Origin of the sequence: Arthrobacter sp. H35-D1, assembly GCF_030063185.1 — a bacterium.
In the GTDB taxonomy this organism is placed as follows: Bacteria; Actinomycetota; Actinomycetes; order Actinomycetales; family Micrococcaceae; genus Specibacter.
In genome coordinates, this window is the sequence record NZ_JASISP010000030.1 from 15,790 (window position 1) to 32,535 (window position 16,746).

At 65.3% G+C, this 16,746-nt stretch carries 14 protein-coding genes and 1 tRNA gene; 14 read left to right on the plus strand and 1 reads right to left on the minus strand.

The window, feature by feature from the left end; translation table 11 throughout:
• The first annotated feature begins 17 nt into the window (after nucleotides 1-17).
• The 10 genes from QMG25_RS18765 to QMG25_RS18810 all read left to right on the plus strand — a co-directional run bounded on the left by QMG25_RS18765 (nucleotide 18) and on the right by QMG25_RS18810 (nucleotide 10,408).
• Nucleotides 18-632, plus strand: a complete 615-nt coding sequence (locus QMG25_RS18765; RefSeq protein WP_283462607.1) for a TetR/AcrR family transcriptional regulator — start codon at nucleotides 18-20, stop codon at nucleotides 630-632.
• Between the two features lie 37 nt (nucleotides 633-669).
• Nucleotides 670-1,491 carry a VOC family protein gene (locus tag QMG25_RS18770; protein WP_283462608.1) on the plus strand — a complete coding sequence of 274 codons (822 nt, stop codon included), beginning with the start codon at nucleotides 670-672 and terminating at the stop codon, nucleotides 1,489-1,491.
• Nucleotides 1,492-1,594: 103 nt separating this feature from the next.
• Nucleotides 1,595-2,800, plus strand: coding sequence for a thiolase family protein (locus QMG25_RS18775; protein ID WP_283462609.1), 1,206 nt, complete (start codon nucleotides 1,595-1,597; stop codon nucleotides 2,798-2,800).
• A gap of 9 nt (nucleotides 2,801-2,809) precedes the next feature.
• Entirely contained in the window at nucleotides 2,810-3,241 is a 432-nt protein-coding gene (locus QMG25_RS18780; RefSeq protein ID WP_283462610.1) for a Zn-ribbon domain-containing OB-fold protein, read from the plus strand.
• A gap of 10 nt (nucleotides 3,242-3,251) precedes the next feature.
• Nucleotides 3,252-4,724, plus strand: a complete 1,473-nt coding sequence (locus tag QMG25_RS18785) for an aldehyde dehydrogenase family protein (RefSeq protein WP_283462611.1) — start codon at nucleotides 3,252-3,254, stop codon at nucleotides 4,722-4,724.
• Between the two features lie 238 nt (nucleotides 4,725-4,962).
• Nucleotides 4,963-6,462, plus strand: a complete 1,500-nt coding sequence (locus tag QMG25_RS18790) for an MFS transporter (protein ID WP_283462612.1) — start codon at nucleotides 4,963-4,965, stop codon at nucleotides 6,460-6,462.
• A 301-nt stretch (nucleotides 6,463-6,763) separates the two neighbouring features.
• The gene (locus QMG25_RS18795; RefSeq protein ID WP_283462614.1) at nucleotides 6,764-7,657 is read left to right on the plus strand and encodes a MaoC/PaaZ C-terminal domain-containing protein; all 894 of its coding nucleotides are present in this window, start codon (nucleotides 6,764-6,766) and stop codon (nucleotides 7,655-7,657) included.
• 25 nt (nucleotides 7,658-7,682) lie between these two features.
• Nucleotides 7,683-8,453, plus strand: coding sequence for an electron transfer flavoprotein subunit beta/FixA family protein (locus tag QMG25_RS18800; RefSeq protein WP_283462615.1), 771 nt, complete (start codon nucleotides 7,683-7,685; stop codon nucleotides 8,451-8,453).
• Nucleotides 8,454-8,467: 14 nt separating this feature from the next.
• Complete coding sequence (locus QMG25_RS18805) at nucleotides 8,468-9,454, plus strand: electron transfer flavoprotein subunit alpha/FixB family protein (protein ID WP_283462616.1); 987 nt, start codon at nucleotides 8,468-8,470, stop codon at nucleotides 9,452-9,454.
• A gap of 12 nt (nucleotides 9,455-9,466) precedes the next feature.
• Entirely contained in the window at nucleotides 9,467-10,408 is a 942-nt protein-coding gene (locus QMG25_RS18810; RefSeq protein ID WP_502866452.1) for a cytochrome b/b6 domain-containing protein, read from the plus strand.
• Nucleotides 10,409-10,497: 89 nt separating this feature from the next.
• Here QMG25_RS18810 and QMG25_RS18815 read toward each other — a convergent pair.
• Nucleotides 10,498-10,585 (minus strand) — tRNA-Ser (locus tag QMG25_RS18815).
• Between the two features lie 95 nt (nucleotides 10,586-10,680).
• On the opposite strand from QMG25_RS18815, the gene QMG25_RS18820 reads away from it, so the two are divergent.
• From QMG25_RS18820 to QMG25_RS18835, 4 genes are all read left to right on the plus strand, one after another.
• Complete coding sequence (locus QMG25_RS18820) at nucleotides 10,681-11,664, plus strand: NAD(P)H-quinone oxidoreductase (RefSeq protein ID WP_283462617.1); 984 nt, start codon at nucleotides 10,681-10,683, stop codon at nucleotides 11,662-11,664.
• A 739-nt stretch (nucleotides 11,665-12,403) separates the two neighbouring features.
• Nucleotides 12,404-13,054 (plus strand): PadR family transcriptional regulator, encoded by a 651-nt coding sequence (locus QMG25_RS18825; RefSeq protein WP_283462619.1) that lies wholly within the window; start codon nucleotides 12,404-12,406, stop codon nucleotides 13,052-13,054.
• Nucleotides 13,051-13,776 carry an ABC transporter ATP-binding protein gene (locus tag QMG25_RS18830; RefSeq protein WP_283462620.1) on the plus strand — a complete coding sequence of 242 codons (726 nt, stop codon included), beginning with the start codon at nucleotides 13,051-13,053 and terminating at the stop codon, nucleotides 13,774-13,776. Before QMG25_RS18825 ends, QMG25_RS18830 begins: the two co-directional genes overlap by 4 nt.
• A gap of 1 nt (nucleotide 13,777) precedes the next feature.
• Nucleotides 13,778-16,705: an FtsX-like permease family protein gene (locus QMG25_RS18835; protein WP_283462621.1), complete on the plus strand. Its 2,928-nt coding sequence runs from the start codon at nucleotides 13,778-13,780 to the stop codon at nucleotides 16,703-16,705.
• The last annotated feature ends 41 nt before the right edge of the window (nucleotides 16,706-16,746 follow it).

Here is a 16,746-nt window from a genome sequence, read left to right on the forward strand (position 1 = left end):
TACGCAGGAGGCGAACCATGACCGGAGTGCTATCTGGGGAAAGGATCCAGCTTCCCGCCTATCAAAAGCTGCGACGGCAACGGATTCTGGATGCGGCGAAATCGCTGCTGCGCAACCACGAGTACGAATCGATCCAGATTCGCGACGTCGCAGCGGAATCGAACGTCGCCCTGGGAACGCTCTACAGGTACTTCTCCTCGAAGGAACACCTGTATGCGAATGTCGTGTACGACTGGAGCCTGCCGTTCAACGCGGCGGAGCCGGCGCAGGCGGCGAACCTCAACACGATCGAGTGCATCTCCCGGCGGCTGCGCATGGCGTTGGCTGCGTTCGAACGGCAGCCGAATTTCTACAAGGCCATTCTGATGCTGCGCTCCACGAACGATCCGGACGTCGCGGCGCTCATGCAGCAACTTGGCACGGTGCTCGAGGAACCTATTCTCTCGGACCTTTCCATGCTGCCACCGGACGAGGCCTCGGACATTACGGCCATGGTCTGGTGCGTCTTGATGGACCTGGTCGCCAGACTGCTGTCCGGAGACAAGACCATGGACGAGGCGCTGCGGATCTCGGACAGGTTCGTGCAGATGGTCGGCTTGCGGCTGGCGCAGTTCGAGGCCGAAACCGCGTAGCCGCCCCACCGGCCATGCCCTGCCAGGAGGTGGCGGCATGAGCGCCCACGAGCTCGACCACCTGGCCATCGCGGTCCCTTCATGGGCACCGGCCGGTGAGGCCCTGAACCGCGAGCTGGGCGCCCGGTGGGCCAGCGGCTTCCGCATGGAAGCTTTCAACCCCTGCCAGCTGGCCGTGGCCGATGACATGAGGCTGGAGCTGCTGGAACCGGGGAGCGGGGAGCACTCGTTCATCCAACGCTTCCTTTCCGAGAATGACGGCCAGGCGGCCCCCCATCACATCACGTTCAAGGTCCATGACATCCGGGCGGCCATTGCCGGAGCGCAAAGGGCCGGGATCGAGCCGATCCTGGTGAACCTGGAGCACCCCCAATGGCAGGAGGCGTTCCTGCATCCCCGGGACACGGGCCTGGGCTTCCTGGCCCAGATGGTGCAGGCGCCGCAGAGCGTGGAAGAGATCACCGGCACGGACGACGGCGGCGGCCTCGCCTGCCCGTGGGAACAGAACGGCAGTGCACCCCTGCGGATTCCGCTTATTTATGGAAACGTTGCACATTTGTCCCAGGCCGGGGCTGTCCTGCGCGACGTGCTTGGCGCCCGGGAGTACTCCACCGGCATGGGCACCACAACTGCCCGCTTCCACTGGGACGAGGGCGCCGATTTGCTGCTGTCAGAGGTGGGCCACAGCTCCGGAAATAGCGGAATCCAAGGAATCCTGGCCCTCCCGGCAGACGCGGGCGGCTCGCCTCGGGACGTCCCGGAACGCCTGCCCGCCGTGCTGGCCGCGGGAGGAGACCATCCCGAGATCGGCTTGAGAATCTCAGTCCTGCAGCACACCCCGGCCGGCGCAGGCTCGTAGCAGCAGCCGCCGCACGTCCACGCAACCACCAACAGATCACCATCCCGTGCACCCAAAAACAGGTGCAGACGATGAAAACGAACGAATATTTGAGGAGATCACCATGGGCCTTCGAGGAGAAGCCGCAATCCTTGGCTTTTACGAATTGCCGCCGGAGCGCAAACTTGCCCGCGAAAAAACCTTCAACCTGGAACAGTGGGCCAGGCTATCCAAGGCCGCACTCGATGACGCCGGGCTGGATGCGACGGATGTGAACGGCATCGTCACCCCCCTGATCGGTGAAGCCAGCATGTTTGTGCCGTCCACCATCACCGAATACCTGGGCATCGATGCCAACTTTGCCGAGATCGTCGACCTGGGCGGGGCAGGCTCCGCCGCCGCCGTCTGGCGCGCCGCGGCCGCCGTCGAACTTGGCTTGTGCGACGCCGTCCTGGTCACGTTCCCCGGGACGCACGAGGTGCCCACCCACGAGCGCCGCCCGTTCGTCATGGAGGATTCCATGTACTTTGGCGCCTCCTCCAACCAATACGGCTCCCCGCAGGCGGAATTTGAAATTCCGTATGCAAACCTTGGACAGAACGGTCCCTACGGCCAGATCGCCAAACGCTACGGCTACGAGTTTGGCTACGACGAGCTGGCCATGGCGAAGATTGCCGTGGACCAGCGCACCAACGCCTGCGCCACGCCGGGGGCAGTTTTCCACGGCAAGCCCATCACGGCACAAGACGTCCTGGACTCACCGATGGTCGCCGACCCGCTGCACATGCTGGAAATTGTGATGCCTTGCCAGGGCGGCGCCGCCGTCGTGATTGGCAACAAGGACATGGCGGCCAAGTCAAAGAACCGGCCCGTCTGGATCAAGGGCTTTGGCGAGCGCGTCCCCTACAAGACGCCCACCTACGCCAAGGACCTCATGTACTCGCCCATGGTCCATGCGGCGGATCAGGCGTTCTCCATGGCCGGGATCAGCCGTGACGACGTGGACATGGTCTCCATCTACGACTGCTACTCCATCACCGTGCTCATGAGCCTGGAGGATGCCGGCTTTACCGAAAAGGGGAAGGGCATGCAGTTCGTGAACGAGCACGACCTCACGTTCCGCGGCGACTTCCCCATGAACACGGCCGGCGGCCAGCTGTCCTTTGGGCAGGCGGGCATTGCCGGCGGCATGCATCACGTGATCGACGGCGCCCGCCAGATCATGGGGCGTGCCGGCGAGGCGCAGGTTGCGGACTGCAACCGCGCCTTTGTCACGGGCAACGGCGGCATCATGAGCGAGCAAACAGCACTGATTTTCGAAGGGGAATAGGAACACACCATGAGCACCACTTACACACCGCCGGTCTTCACCCAGCCGCTTCCGGTCCCAACTCCGCTGACCCAGCCCTTTTGGGACGCACTGGCTGAGCACAAGGTCCGCATCCAGTACTCCCCGTCGCTGGGCGAATACATCTTCTACCCCCGCCCGCTGGCACCGCGCACGCTGGCCGACGACCTTCAATGGCGGGAGATCTCCGGCGCCGGAACGCTGTACACATACACCATCACCACACGGCCGGTGTCGCCGCACTTTGCCGCGGCGGGCCCCATGGTCCTGGCCGTTGTGCAGTGGGACGAGGGTCCCAAGTTCTCCACAGAGCTTGTCAACGTTCCCTTCGAGGACGTGAAGATCGGCATGCGCGTCAAGCCTGTTTTCTGCGACTACCCCGAAGCGGGCGTCACCATGCTCCGCTACGAAGCGGAGGCCTGAGATGGTTGCCGTGACCGAAGAGAAGCAGCCCGAATTCGTGCTGCCGGAAGTGACCCTGCGCATTGGTTCCACCGCACGCGCCACGGGTTCCGGAAGCCACCAACACATCAACCCGGCCACGGGAGTCCCGGACGCCGCTGTGCCGTTGGCCAGCGCCGCCGATGTTGACGACGCCGTCCAAAACGCCCATGCGGCATTTTCAGTGTGGAAGGCGACGCCTGCCGTCCAGCGAGGGCGGGCCCTGCTGAAGCTGGCCGACCTCGTTGAAGACCACACCGCAGAGTTCGCGGCCCTGGCCACTGCAGACAACGGCACCCCGGCAGGGACCGCACAGCTGATGGTGGCCGCCGCGGCCGAGTGGATCCGCTACTACGGAGGCTGGGCCGACAAGTTGCCGCTGGGCCGTGTCACGTCGGTGGCCGGTGCCGGTGGTTCCTTTGGGCACACGCTGCGCCAGCCCTACGGCGTCATCGGCATTATTATCACGTGGAACGCGCCGCTCATGTCGCTGGCCATGAAGGTGCCGGCCGCGTTGGCGGCCGGCAACACCGTGGTGGTGAAGCCTAGCGAATTGACCCCGTTCAGCGCCATGCTCTTTGCCGACCTCATCCGCAAGGCCGGCATTCCCGACGGCGTGTTCAACGTTGTCACCGGCGGCGCCGAAGCCGGCTCCTCCCTCGTGGCCCACCCGCTCGTCAAAAAAGTTTCGTTCACGGGAGGCCCCGACACGGCACGCAAGATCACGGCCGAGTGCTCCCAGACGTTCAAACCCGTCCTGCTGGAGCTGGGCGGAAAATCAGCAAACCTGGTGTTTGCCGACGCGGACCTCGAGGCGGCCGCCCTGCACGCGGCCTTCATGGCGTTTGGCGTCATGACCGGCCAAGGCTGCGCACTGCCCACGCGGCTGCTGGTGCAGGATTCCATTTACGAAGAGTTCGCGGCCAGGGTGGCTGCCATTGCCGGCTCGCTCAAGGTGGGCAGCCCGCTGGAGCTGGACACCGTCTGCGGACCTGTCATCAACCAGGCCGCCATCGACCGCATCGAGGCCATGGTGGCCCAGGCCCGGAACGACGGCGCCCGCGTCCTGACGGGCGGCACCCGCCTGGGCGGGGAACTGGCCGACGGCTACTACTACCCGCCGACAGTGGTGGCGGACGTGGACCGGCAGAGTGAACTGGCCCGGCAGGAAGTCTTCGGCCCTGTCCTGGCCGTCCTGCGCTTTAGCGACGAAGCAGATGCCGTGACCTTGGCCAACAGCACCGACTACGGCCTCTCAGGCTATCTGTGGACGTCGGACGCCAAACGCGCCATGCGCGTCGTCGAAGCGCTGGAAACCGGTGAAGTGGTGGTCAACGGCGCACCCAACGCGGTGGCCGAGCGCCCCTTCGGCGGCATTGGCCACTCCGGCAACGGCAACGAAGGCGGCTTGGAAGGACTCGAGGAGTTCTTCTGGACCAAGTCCGTCGCCTACGGCGCCAACTAGGCGACCGGTCCAAACTGCTTCTCCCTTTTTGACCCACGGCGCACCGCGCAACGGTGTGCCGTGGGGAAGCGTGTCAAAATCGCCTGCGCTGCCTTATGCGGCAGTGCAGGCGAGGAACGGTCGGCACAACACCATCGTGTTCGTCCGCCGTACCAAAGAATGTTCGTTACATTGCCCGCCGATTCCGTGAGGGCACAACCACTTTCTTTTCAGCACACCCAAGAAAGGCTGGACGAAGATGTCCTTCGCTAACCTCCGGAAAACCGGACCCCTGCAAAACCTCAAACGGCCCGGATTCGCCGCCGTGGTGACAGTTCTCATCCTGGCCGAGGTTGTCTCGGCCTTCGAACTGTCCATGATGTACGTAACGCTGCCCACGCTGATCAAGGAATTCCACGTTGATGCCAGCACGGTGGCCTGGGTCGTCACGGCCTACCTGCTGGTTTCCGCTTCCGCCGGTGTCATGGGCGGGCGTTTCGGCGACATGTACGGCCGTCGGAAGGTCATGGTTATCGTCTTGATGATCGCCTGCGCCGGCTCAGTGATCTCCCTGATCGGCGGCAGCCTGGGCATGATCATCCTGGGCCGTGCGATCCAGGGCACGGCCGGTGCCTTGATGGGGCTGGCCTTTGGGCTGGCACGCGAACACATGGCCAAGGAACGCGTCCCCGTGGGCGTCTCCATGATCGGAGCCTCGGCCCTGATCGCAGGCGCAGGAGGCGCACTCATTGCCGGCATCATGATCCAGCTCTTCACCTGGCACCTGATCTTCATCTTCTCCGCAGTGCTTGCCGTGATTTCCGCAGCGGCCATCATGGCTGTCATTCCCCGCGACACACTGATCCCCAGCAAGGACAAACCCGACTACCTCGGCGCCGTCCTGCTGCCGATCGCCGTCAGCGCCATCCTGCTGGCACTTTCCAACGTCTCGAAGACCGGCTTTGGCTCGGTCGAGTTCCTTGGCCTGATGGCCGTGGGAATCGTCGTCGCGGCCGTATGGGGTTGGTGGGAACTGCGCATCGAGTCTCCCATTGTGAACCTGAGGATGTTCAAGAACCGCCAGATCGCCCTCGTGATGACGGCCACCATGCTCGCTGCCCTCGGCCCCATCGGAGGCATGTCCGTCCCCACCCAAATGGTTCTGCAGTACCCCACGGTGATGGGCTTTGGCTTGGGCTTCACCCCGGCGGCGGCCGGTATTTTCAGCGCACTGACGGCCGTTGTCGGCTACCTTTTCTCGCCATTGGGCGGCAAGCTGGCGTTCCGCTTCGGCGCACGCTCGGTCTTCATTGGCGGACTCACCCTCATGGCAGTCGTCATACCCGTCATCCTTCTCACCTACGGCAACGTGCTGACATTCTGCCTGGCCATGGCGCTGAACGGCATTGGCATCTCGTTGACGTTCGGCGCCCTGCCCAATGTGCTCATTGAAGCCATCCCGGAAACCCACACCTCGGAAACAGCCGGAACCAACACGATGGTCCGCAACATCGGCCAGTCCGCGGCCACGGCCATCGGAGCCATCATCCTTGCCAGTTACCAGAACCCGGAGACCACCGTGGTGGCCCAGGGCGGCATCAGCGCAAGCTTTGTCTTCGTGCTCGTGTTCGCTGTGCTGGCCGTTGCCGTTGCCCTGCTCCTGAAGCGCCACCCCGTGCAGTGGGTCCCGGAAACAACGCAGGAACGTGCCATCCGGCGCGGAACGCCGGCCCAGGTTCCCGTGCTGGCCGCCGACTGAACCGCTGCCAACTGAAGCGTCCCGACTGAACCGCCGCTGCCTGAATCACCGCGCCTGTGCTGCTCGGAACGCAGCGCAGCGGACCACGAGGCGCCCTGCCGGCCTCCCCGCTCGGGGGCCGGCTGGGCGCCTCGTGTCATCCAGCGGGTTCGGCCCAATGCAGGGATGGACGAAACTCGCGCGGCCCAACCATGGACAAGAACTAGAATCTCGTTATAGTATTTAATACGTAGTGATCCAAGCCACCCCCCGGGTGGCCGTCTGAATCGTTGGGGGACATCCCCGTGAAAGGAGCAGGGCAGTGGCGATCCACATGCACAACATTGGGAAGACGAATGAGGGGGAACCCTTCTCCTGGACGTCAAAAGATGCACTCCTGTATGCGCTGAGCGTGGGCGCCGGTGCCGGGGACCAGACACGTAACCTGGCCTTCACCACTGAGAACTCGCGCGGCATCGAGCAAAAGGTCCTGCCCACGTTCGCGGTGGTGCTCGGCTCGTCGTCGGGGCCCATGGATGAGCTGGGCGACTTCAAACTCTCGCAGATCCTGCATGGCGGCCAGCAGATCACACTGCACCAGGCCTTGGCAGCCAGCGGAACCGTGATCCCTGTCAGCGGCATGAGCGCCGTGTATGACAAGGGAAAGAACGCGGTCATCGAGCTGAGCACGGAACTGCTGGACGCACAGACCCGCGAACCCGTGGCCACGAGCGTGACCACCATGATCATTCGCGGCGAGGGTGGCTTCGACGGGCCAAAGGGTCCGTCCGAAAGCTGGGAGGTTCCGGACCGCCCGGCCGATGTGACGGTCGTGGAGAAAACCACCCTTGACCAGGCCCTCCTCTACCGTCTTAACGGCGACACGAACCCGCTCCATTCGGACCCGCAGCTTGCCAAGATGGTCGGCTTCGACAAGCCGATCCTCCACGGCCTGTGCACCATGGGCTTTGCCGGACGGGTACTCCTGGAGCAAGTCTGCGGATCGGAGCCGGGGACATTCGGCTCGCTCAGCGTCCGCTTCGCTGCACCCGTAGTGCCCGGCGACGAACTGGCCATCAGCATCTGGAAGACCGAAACCGGCGCAGTGTTTCAAGTCCGGGTCGCGGACACCGTCGTCCTGGACCGGGGCACCTACACGCACCGCACCGCCGAAGCGGGCGGCACCACCGAAGTACTAGAAGCAGCCACGGCCTAGGGCCGTCCGGACGGGAAGAAAAGCCATGAAGATTGCAGTACTGATCAAGCAGGTCCCAGACACCGGCGAGGACAGGTTGCTCGCCGCCTCCGGCGCCGTCGACCGGTCCGCCAGCGACCGGGTTGCCGACGAGATCACCGAGCGTGCACTGGAAATTGCGTTGCGCGAAAAGGATGCCGACAAGTCGGTGGAGATCGTGGCCGTCACGATGGGCCCCGGCACGGCCACGGAAGCGCTGCGCAAGGCGCTCTCCATGGGGGCCGACTCGGCCATCCACGTCATCGACGACGCCTTTGCAGGCTCCGATGCCCTCACCACCGCCAAGGCCCTCGCCGGTGCGGTGCAGGGCGGCGGCTTTGACCTCGTCGTTGCCGGCAACGAGTCCACCGACGGCCGCGGCGGCGTTGTGCCGGCCATGGTTGCCGAACTCCTGCAGCACCCATACCTGGGCTCGATGGACACTGTTGCCATCGACCAGGGCAGCGTGTCCGGGCAGCGCCGGGACGCCGAAAGCATCCAGACGCTGGCCGGACGCCTCCCGGCGGTCGTGTCCATCACCGAGAGTTCAGCCGAGGCACGATTCCCCAAGTTCAAGGGCATCATGACCGCCAAGCGCAAGCCCATGGCCGTTGTCAACGCCGCGGAGGTTGGCCATTCGGCCTCCAGTCACGCAAACGGCAACGTGGTCCTGTCCGCAAGCCTGCGCCCCGCCCGGGCAGCCGGCCTGAAGGTCGTCGACGACGGAACCGCCGCCACCCAGCTCGCTGACTTCCTCAGCGCCGAAAACCTGATCTGAAAGGGCTGCCCATCATGAGCAACATTCTTGTCAACATCGAACTTGCAGCGGACGGATCGCTGCGCTCCACCACGGCCCACCTGCTCAGCCTGGCAGCACGCCTCGGCGAGCCCGTCGCCGTACTGGCCGCACCCCCGGGAGCCTCTGCTGAACTCGTCGCCGAACTGGGCGGGCTGGGGGCGGCGGCGATCGTGGTCGGTGAGTGCCCGGCGTCGTCAAATCTTGTCGCAGCCGCATCGGTGGCCGCACTGGCCGACGCCATCACCAGCCATGCGCCCGCTGCCGTGTTGGCCTCCACGAGCCCGACGGCGCGCGAAGTCATTGGCCGCCTCGCAGTCCGTACCGGCCACGCCGTGATGGTCGACGCCGTTGACATCGCCATGGACGGTGACCGGGTCGTGGCGAGCCATTCGATCTTCGGCGGTAGCTACACGACGGAATCCGGTGTTGGCGCAGGCATCGCGCTGGTCACCGTCTCCTCCAGCGGCTCCGAGCCTGCCCCGGCCGTTGCCTCACCCATGGTGGAGGTGCGCCAGCTGGAAGTTTCCACCCAGGCAGCCGCAGCCATCACGGCCGCAGAGGTTGCCTCGACGGGCTCGGGTCGCCCGGAGCTACGGTCGGCTCGCATTGTGGTTTCGGGAGGCCGTGGCCTGGGCTCGAAGGAAAACTTCGTGCTGGTTGAGGAACTGGCGGACATGCTGGGGGCCGGATTGGGGGCATCCCGTGCAGCAGTCGACGCCGGGTACGTCCCGCAGGGCTGCCAGGTCGGCCAAACAGGTATCAGCGTTTCGCCCGAGCTGTACCTTGCCGTGGGCATCTCCGGCGCCATCCAGCACCGGGCCGGCATGCAGACGGCCAAGCGGATCGTGGCCATCAACGAAGACGCCGACGCCCCGATCTTCGACGTCGCCGACTTTGGCATCGTCGGGGACCTGTTCACGGTCCTGCCCCAGCTGCGGGAGGCCATTGCAGCACGCAGCGGCGTTCCCGCGGGCGTCTAGGGAGGTTGGCCGGTGTCACTGCTGACCAAGCCCAAAGAACAATCCCAGGGTGGGCGCAAGCGCTGGGTTGGACCGGCCCTGTGGGCCGCCGCCGCAGTGGTGGCGCTGGCCGCCGTCGTGCTGCTGGCCCGCTGGGCCCGTGAGCTGGAGCCCATTCAGGACTTCCTGCTCCAGTACCCCGGCCACAGCGAGCTGCCCGCGAACGCACCCGTGGGGATTCCGGCGTGGCTCGGCTGGCAGCACTTCCTCAACGCCTTCTTCCTGGTGCTCATCATCCGGTCGGGCTGGCAGGTGCGCACCACCGCCAGGCCGAAGGCGTACTGGACGCGGAAGAACACCGGGCTGCTAAAGACGAAGGCCAAGCCGGCGAAGATCAGCCTGGAACTGTGGTTCCACCTGAGCATGGACGTGCTGTGGCTGCTCAACGGCGCCGTGTTTGTGGTGCTGTTGTTCGCCACCGGTGCCTGGATGCGCATTGTGCCCACCAGCTGGGACATTGTGCCCAACGCGCTGAGCGCCGGCCTGCAGTATGCCTCGCTGAGCTGGCCGGTGGAAAACGGCTGGGTGAACTACAACGCCCTGCAAGTGCTCGCCTACTTTGCCGTGGTGTTCATCGCCGCGCCATTGGCTGCGATCAGCGGAGCGCGGATGAGCCCGGCCTGGCCCAAGGGCAACGCCGCATTGGACAAGGCTTACCCCATGGAAGTGGCGCGCAAGATCCACTTCCCCGTCATGCTGTTCTTCACCGGCTTCGTCATCATGCACGTGGCGCTGGTGCTGTGCACGGGAGCGCTGGCGAACCTGAACCACATGTTCGCTGCGCGCCAGGACGCCGGGTGGCTCGGTTTTGGCATCTTCGCCGCCTCGGTGGTGGTCATGGTGGGGGCGTGCTTCCTGGCCCGGCCCGTCTTCCTGCGGCCCATCGCGGGCACCATGGGCAAGATTTCCAAATAAGGGGCTGCGCCTTCGGCCACAGTTTGGCCACAATGTCCGAAACCAAAAAGAAGCGGCCCCGGTGACGGGGCCGCTTCTTTTGATACGTGCGGAAGGTAAGAGATTCGAACTCTTGGTACGGGGTTACCGCACACTGGTTTTCAAGACCAGCTCCATCGGCCGCTCGGACAACCTTCCTAACCCTAGTAGTGTTTCATAGGCAGGGCGGTGCTACCAAAATGGGTGCCCATGCAGCTAAGATTCACGGGTACTTGCAGGCAATGGAGAAGGTTATGAAGGCAATTATTACAACGGGCGCGGGTGGGCCCGAGGTGCTGGCATTGGGCGAGGCGCCGGCCCCCGCGGCAGGTCCCGGCGAGGTGCTCATTGATGTGGTTGCCGCGGGAATCAACCGCGCCGACGTACAACAGCGCCGCGGCTTCTACCCTCCGCCGCCGGGCACTTCCGAGATCCTGGGCCTTGAGGTCTCCGGTCGGATCGCAGCGTTTGGGCCCAACGTGACCCGCCCGTTCAGTCTGGGCGAGAAGGTTGTGGCGTTGCTCACGGGCGGCGGATATGCGGCCCAGGTGGCGGTTCCCGCAGGTCAGGTGCTCGCGTTGCCGGAGGGCATTGACGTGATTTCGGCCGCAGGCTTGCCCGAAGTTGCCGCCACGGTGCACTCCAACCTGTTCATGACGGCCCAGCTGCAGGCCGGTGAAACCGTGCTGGTGCACGGCGGGGCCGGCGGGATCGGCGCCATGGCCATCCAGCTCGCAAAAGCCGCCGGTGCGCGCGTCATTGCCACGGCCGGCAGCGATGAGAAAGTTGCCATGCTCACCAGCTACCTCGGGGCCGACATGGCCGTCAACTACCGCACGCACGACTTTGTTGCCGCCGTGCAGGATTTCACCGAAGGCCGCGGCGCGAACGTGATTCTCGACGTCGTCGGCGCCAAATACCTGGCCCGCAACGTTGAATCGCTGGCCACCTACGGGCGGCTGGTGGTCATTGGCCTGCAGGGAGGTGCGACGGCGGAACTCAACCTGGGCAACCTGCTCACCAAGCGTGCGGCCATCATTGGAACCACGCTGCGGGCCCGTTCAGTGGAGGAAAAGACGGTCATCATGGACGGGGTGCGCGAGCACGTCTGGCCGCTGGTGGCCAGCGGCGCCGTCAAGCCCATGGTGGACAGGACCTTCCCGCTGGCCCAAGTGGCCGCGGCGCACGAGTATCTGGAAACCGGAGAGCACGTGGGCAAGGTGCTGCTGACGCTTTAGGCTTTTGGGCTCTTGCGCTGGTCAGCCTCCCGCAGGGCTGCCAGTAAACGTTGGCACTTTCGTATCTCCTGCAGGGGCGGTGCTTTTCAGTGCTGGCTGGGAATGCCTTTACCTCGTAAAGGCCCTATTTCGTGTACGGCACAGTTCGCCCGTGCTGCCCCGGCAACCCGCCAATCGCGGTACCGGCGCGGGTCATGCAAGCGGACCGCCACCGGTTGCCAAGTACAGCACTCCAAGGGCACGACTCCAACCACAATCAAGGGCCGGCACTCCGCCAATTCAGGGCGGCCGGTGTAGCGCAACAGCGTCCCTGCCCTGATCGCCAGGGCGAGAATACGCCAGGGCGAGAACTGCGCCGGCTGCAGCGCTGAACGGCCATTTCTTCAACAGCCCGCGGAACCAAGCGGGGGAACCAGTATTGGTCGAAGACCCAACTGCGGCGCTTGCAGCACAATCCGCCCCAACTGGAGCAAGAACTGCGGGCGGCGACCACTGGGGACTGGACAGCCAGCATCGCATGGCTCCGGGGCATGGCCGAAAAGTCCGTAATTGCGGAGCTGATTGTCCTTTCGAATGGCTTGGCGGCAACAGGTTCGAAAGGTGATCCTGTTCCGACGCAAAGCAACCTCGCGCTTGCGTTGACCATACTCAGTAGCTATATTTGCCATACGCGGTATGCAATCCGCTGTCGCGAGGGTTCATTGGGGGCTTTCGCGCCACACCCACCAAGGAGCCAGCGTTGTCCATCAAGCATTCACTATTGGCCCTGCTGCAGGAAAGCCCGCGCTACGGCTACCAGCTGCGCGGGGAGTTCGAGGAGCGCACCGGCGCCACCTGGCCGTTGAACATTGGGCAGGTCTACACCACCCTTGACCGCCTTGAGCGCGACGCGCTGGTGCAAAAGGACGGGGACGACGGCGAAGGCCACGTGGTCTACAGCATCACCGACGCCGGGCGAGCCGAGGTGATGGGCTGGTTCGCCGCCCCTGTCGTCGCAAGCAATCCGCCGCGCAACGAGCTGGCCATCAAATTGGCGCTTGCCCTGACCCTGACCGATGTGGATGTGTCCGCCGTCGTGCAGGCACAGCGCACAGCTTCCATGCGGCTGCTGCAGGACTACACGCGCCAACGCCGCACGGCAGCAAGCAACGCCGGCGTGCAACTGTCCGGCGACCCCGGCGCGGGCGATCCCAAGGACGCCGCCTGGTTGCTGGTGCTGGATTCCTTAATTTTCAGCACCGAGGCCGAGGTTCGGTGGCTGGATCATTGCGAGGGCTGGATGGCCAAGCGCGCCGCGTCCCGCACGAAGGTTGGGCCCCGCTCGGTGGCCGGGCTGGCCGAGCCACCCACGGCCCGGGCCGCCAAGGTCAGCAAGGCGGTGTCCGAATGAGCAACGAAATTCTGCAGCTGGAAAACGTCAGCCGAACCTACGGCGAAGGCGCCACCTCGGTGGCGGCGCTGCGCAGCGTGAACCTGACCATCCATGCCGGCGAGTTCGTGGCGATCATGGGCCCCTCGGGCTCGGGCAAGTCCTCGCTGCTGACCCTGGCTGGCGGGCTGGACCAAGCCACCAGCGGTGAAATCTTCGTGGAGGGCACCCCCGTGGGCGGGCTCAGCATCAACGAGCTGGCCAGGCTGCGCCGCCGCGCCGTGGGGTATGTGTTTCAGGACTTCAACCTTGTCCCCACCCTGACGGCAGCCGAGAATGTGTCGCTGCCGCGTGAGCTTGACGGCACCCCCGCACGCAAGGCCCGGCGGCAAGCCAACGACGCCCTGCGGCTGGTGGGCATAGAAGAACTCTCGGACCGTTTCATGGATGAAATGTCCGGCGGCCAGCAGCAGCGCGTGGCCATTGCCCGCGCCATTGTGGGCAACCGCCGGCTGATCCTGGCCGACGAACCCACGGGAGCCCTGGATTCGGCCACGGGCGACGGTATCCTGGAGGTGCTGCGCCGCCGCGCCGAGGCAGGGGCCGCCGTCGTCATGGTCACGCACGAGGCACGGCATGCAGGCTGGGCTGACAGGGTGGTGTTCCTGAAGGACGGCCGCATTGTGGACGAGGCCGCCGCGCAACAGGACCCGTCAGTGCTCTTGGCCGGGTTGGGTCGCTGAGGTGGCGCTGGACCTGAGCCCTGTCAAAGGGGGCCGCAAGCCGCGCCTGCGCCTGGCCCTGACCATGGCATGGCGGGACATCCGCCGGCACAAGGGCCGCTCGGCGCTCATCATCGCCTTGATCGCACTGCCCATTCTTGCAATGTCGGCCGCCGCCACCGTGGGCATGAGCGCCATCGCCACACCCGCGGAAACCGTGGCCATGGAACTGGGGCAGACCCAGGGCCGGTTGACGGATTTGCACGCCCAAAACGCCACGAGCATCCAACCGGTCAAGGGTGATCTGGACTACGGATTTGGCGCCCCCGTGGGCGACCCGGATCCAGGCTTCATCCCCTCCCTGCCGGCCGATGCGGTGCCGGCGGGCTTCACGGCCATTCCGTGGCACTCAACCACCGTGCACACCGCCGTGGGCAAGGCACAGGTTGAGGTGGCCGTCACAGTTGCCGACGTCCTCAACCCCGCCTTCCAAGGCAAATACACGCTGCTGGACGGGGTTGCCCCGGCCAACGCCAAGGAAGCGCTCGCCTCCCGCGGCCTGCTGGAACGCTTCAGCCTGGCACTCGGGGATGAATTGACGACGTCGGCCGGAACCTTTGCCATGGTCGGCACCATTCGCCCCGAGCGGCAAGGCGACAGCGAATCATTTCTGTTCCTGACTCCGGCACAGTTCCCCGCGGAACTGGCCCAGGACCTGCCACCTGCCACCATCTACCTCTCCGGGGACAAGGCGCTGGGATGGGCCGACGCCAAGGCGTTCAACGCCCAGGGCATCAACCTGACCTCGCGGAACTTGATCCTGAATCCGCCCAGCAAGGCCGAGCTGGGCGCCGACGCGCAGTACATGCAGGATGCCTGGCGCAACTCCAGCATGCTCTCCACCTTGCTTCTGGTAGGGCTCATCGGGGTCCTGGCGTTGTTGGAGGTGGGCCTCCTGGCAGGTGCCGCCTTTGCCGTCGGTGCCAGAAAGCAGCAGCGCGACCTTGCCCTGCTGGCAGCCTCCGGCGCGGAAACTTCCATGCTGCGCACAACTGTCACGGCCGGGGGCCTGTGGCTGGGGCTCGCCGGAGGTGTTGTGGGAGCTGTGCTGGGCAGCGTGGCCGCCGTCACCGTCGTGCTGGTGGTGCAGGCCCAAGGCTCCAGCCGGTTCCCGGGGGTGCACCTGATGTGGCTGCCCGCCCTGGCCCTGGTGGTTCTCGGCGTCGTGGCGGGGCTCGTGGCGGCCATGGTCCCTGCCCGTGCGGTGGCCCGGCAGGCAACGCTTGCTGCACTGAAATCCGGGCGCGCGGCGGAGGCGCCGTCCAAGTGGACCCCGCGGGTGGGGTGGTCCCTGCTGGTGCTGGCGGCCTTGGCCATGGCCGCTGCAGGGGTGGTCAACGTCAGGGTCCGGGACCACGAACAGTCATACATGTGGGTTCCGCTGACATCGGGCCTCATCATCGGTGGTGCCGTTGCGCTGGTTGTTGGGTTGATCTGCCTGACGGGACGGCTGATCGGATTGCTGACCGCGAAGACATCGTGGCTGCCCGTGCCGCTGCGCTTGGCTGCCCGCGATGCAGCCCGCAACCGCGGGCGCACGGTGCCCGCCGTTGCCGCGGTGCTTGCGGCGGCCACGCTGTCCGGCGCGCTCATGGTGGGAACGGCCAGCACCATGGCGGACAGCAGCAGCAACTATCAGTGGCAGTTCAACCCCAAACAAGCCGGCATCCGACTGGAATTCACGGACTACAAGTTCACGGACTATGGCGGTGGAATGGGTAGCGCTGAAGCGATGGGGCTCTCCCACCTCGATCCGACGGCAGCAACCTCGCTGCTGAGCGACGCGCTGGGGCCAAATATCCGGACCCAGGTCCTGCGGGGCACTCCGCGGGACACCCAGTGCGAGCTGGACCAACAGGAAGTGGCGAGAGGGAACCAGCAAGGCATGGAAGTTGCTTTTGACACTCCATGCCCCCAGTGGGCGTTGGCAGAACCTGTTGCCAACCGATGCGAGCTGGCCCCGGACTGGAAGCCTGCAACCTTGGGCGACTGGCGCTGTGCGGGGTCCATGAGCAACACCAACTACGACAACACCATTCCAGCCATCGTTGTTGGCGGGGAAGCCGAACTGACCGCCTTGCTGGGACGCAAGCCAAGTACTGCGGCACTGCGAGCACTGAGCGCGGGTGGCATGGTCATCACGAACAAGGTGTACCGCCAGCCTGATGGCACGGCGCAGCTCATCAGCTATGACCCGAGGGCACCGGAGAACTCTGGGCAAGGCAACCCGTCGGCGAAGGGCCAGCCGAGCATGCGCCCGCAGCTCACACCACTGACCTCCGCATCGCTGCCGGCAGTGGTGGAGGAGCCGGAGAAGGCCCTTGGCTTTTACGGTGTCGTCTCGCCCACCACAGCGGCGGCCGTGAAACTACCCGTCAGCGATCAGCTGCTGCTGGCAACGGTGCCGAAGCCGCTCAGCCAGGCCGAAAATGACCAGGTGCAGGCAGTCATGGAGCCGTTGTTGGGCCAATTCAACAGCATTCGTTTTGAAACTGGCCCGGCCGGCAACCTGGCCATGATCCTTTGGGTAATCGTGTTGGGCGGGGCGCTGATCACCTTGAGTGCCGCCGGCATCACTGCCGGGCTGGCGCTCGCGGACGGCCGCAGCGATCAGGCAACCTTGGCCAGCGTGGGCGCGGACACGAAGCTGCGCAAGGCCATCTCCGGGTCCCAGACACTCCTGACGGCCATGCTCGGCACCGTGCTGGGCATGTTCGCCGGGGCGGTGCCGATGGTTGTGGTGCTGTCGCTGCAGCGCGGTTTCCCCATCGTCATCCCGTGGCTGCAAATGGGGGCACTGATGATCATGGTGCCGCTCTTCGGTGCTGCCGTCGCGTGGCTGCTCACCCGGGGCAGGGTTCCGCTGACGCGGAGGCAAACGCTGGCGTAACCCGGCCCGGCGAGACCGCGCCGAAGCCGCTTGCCCGCGTC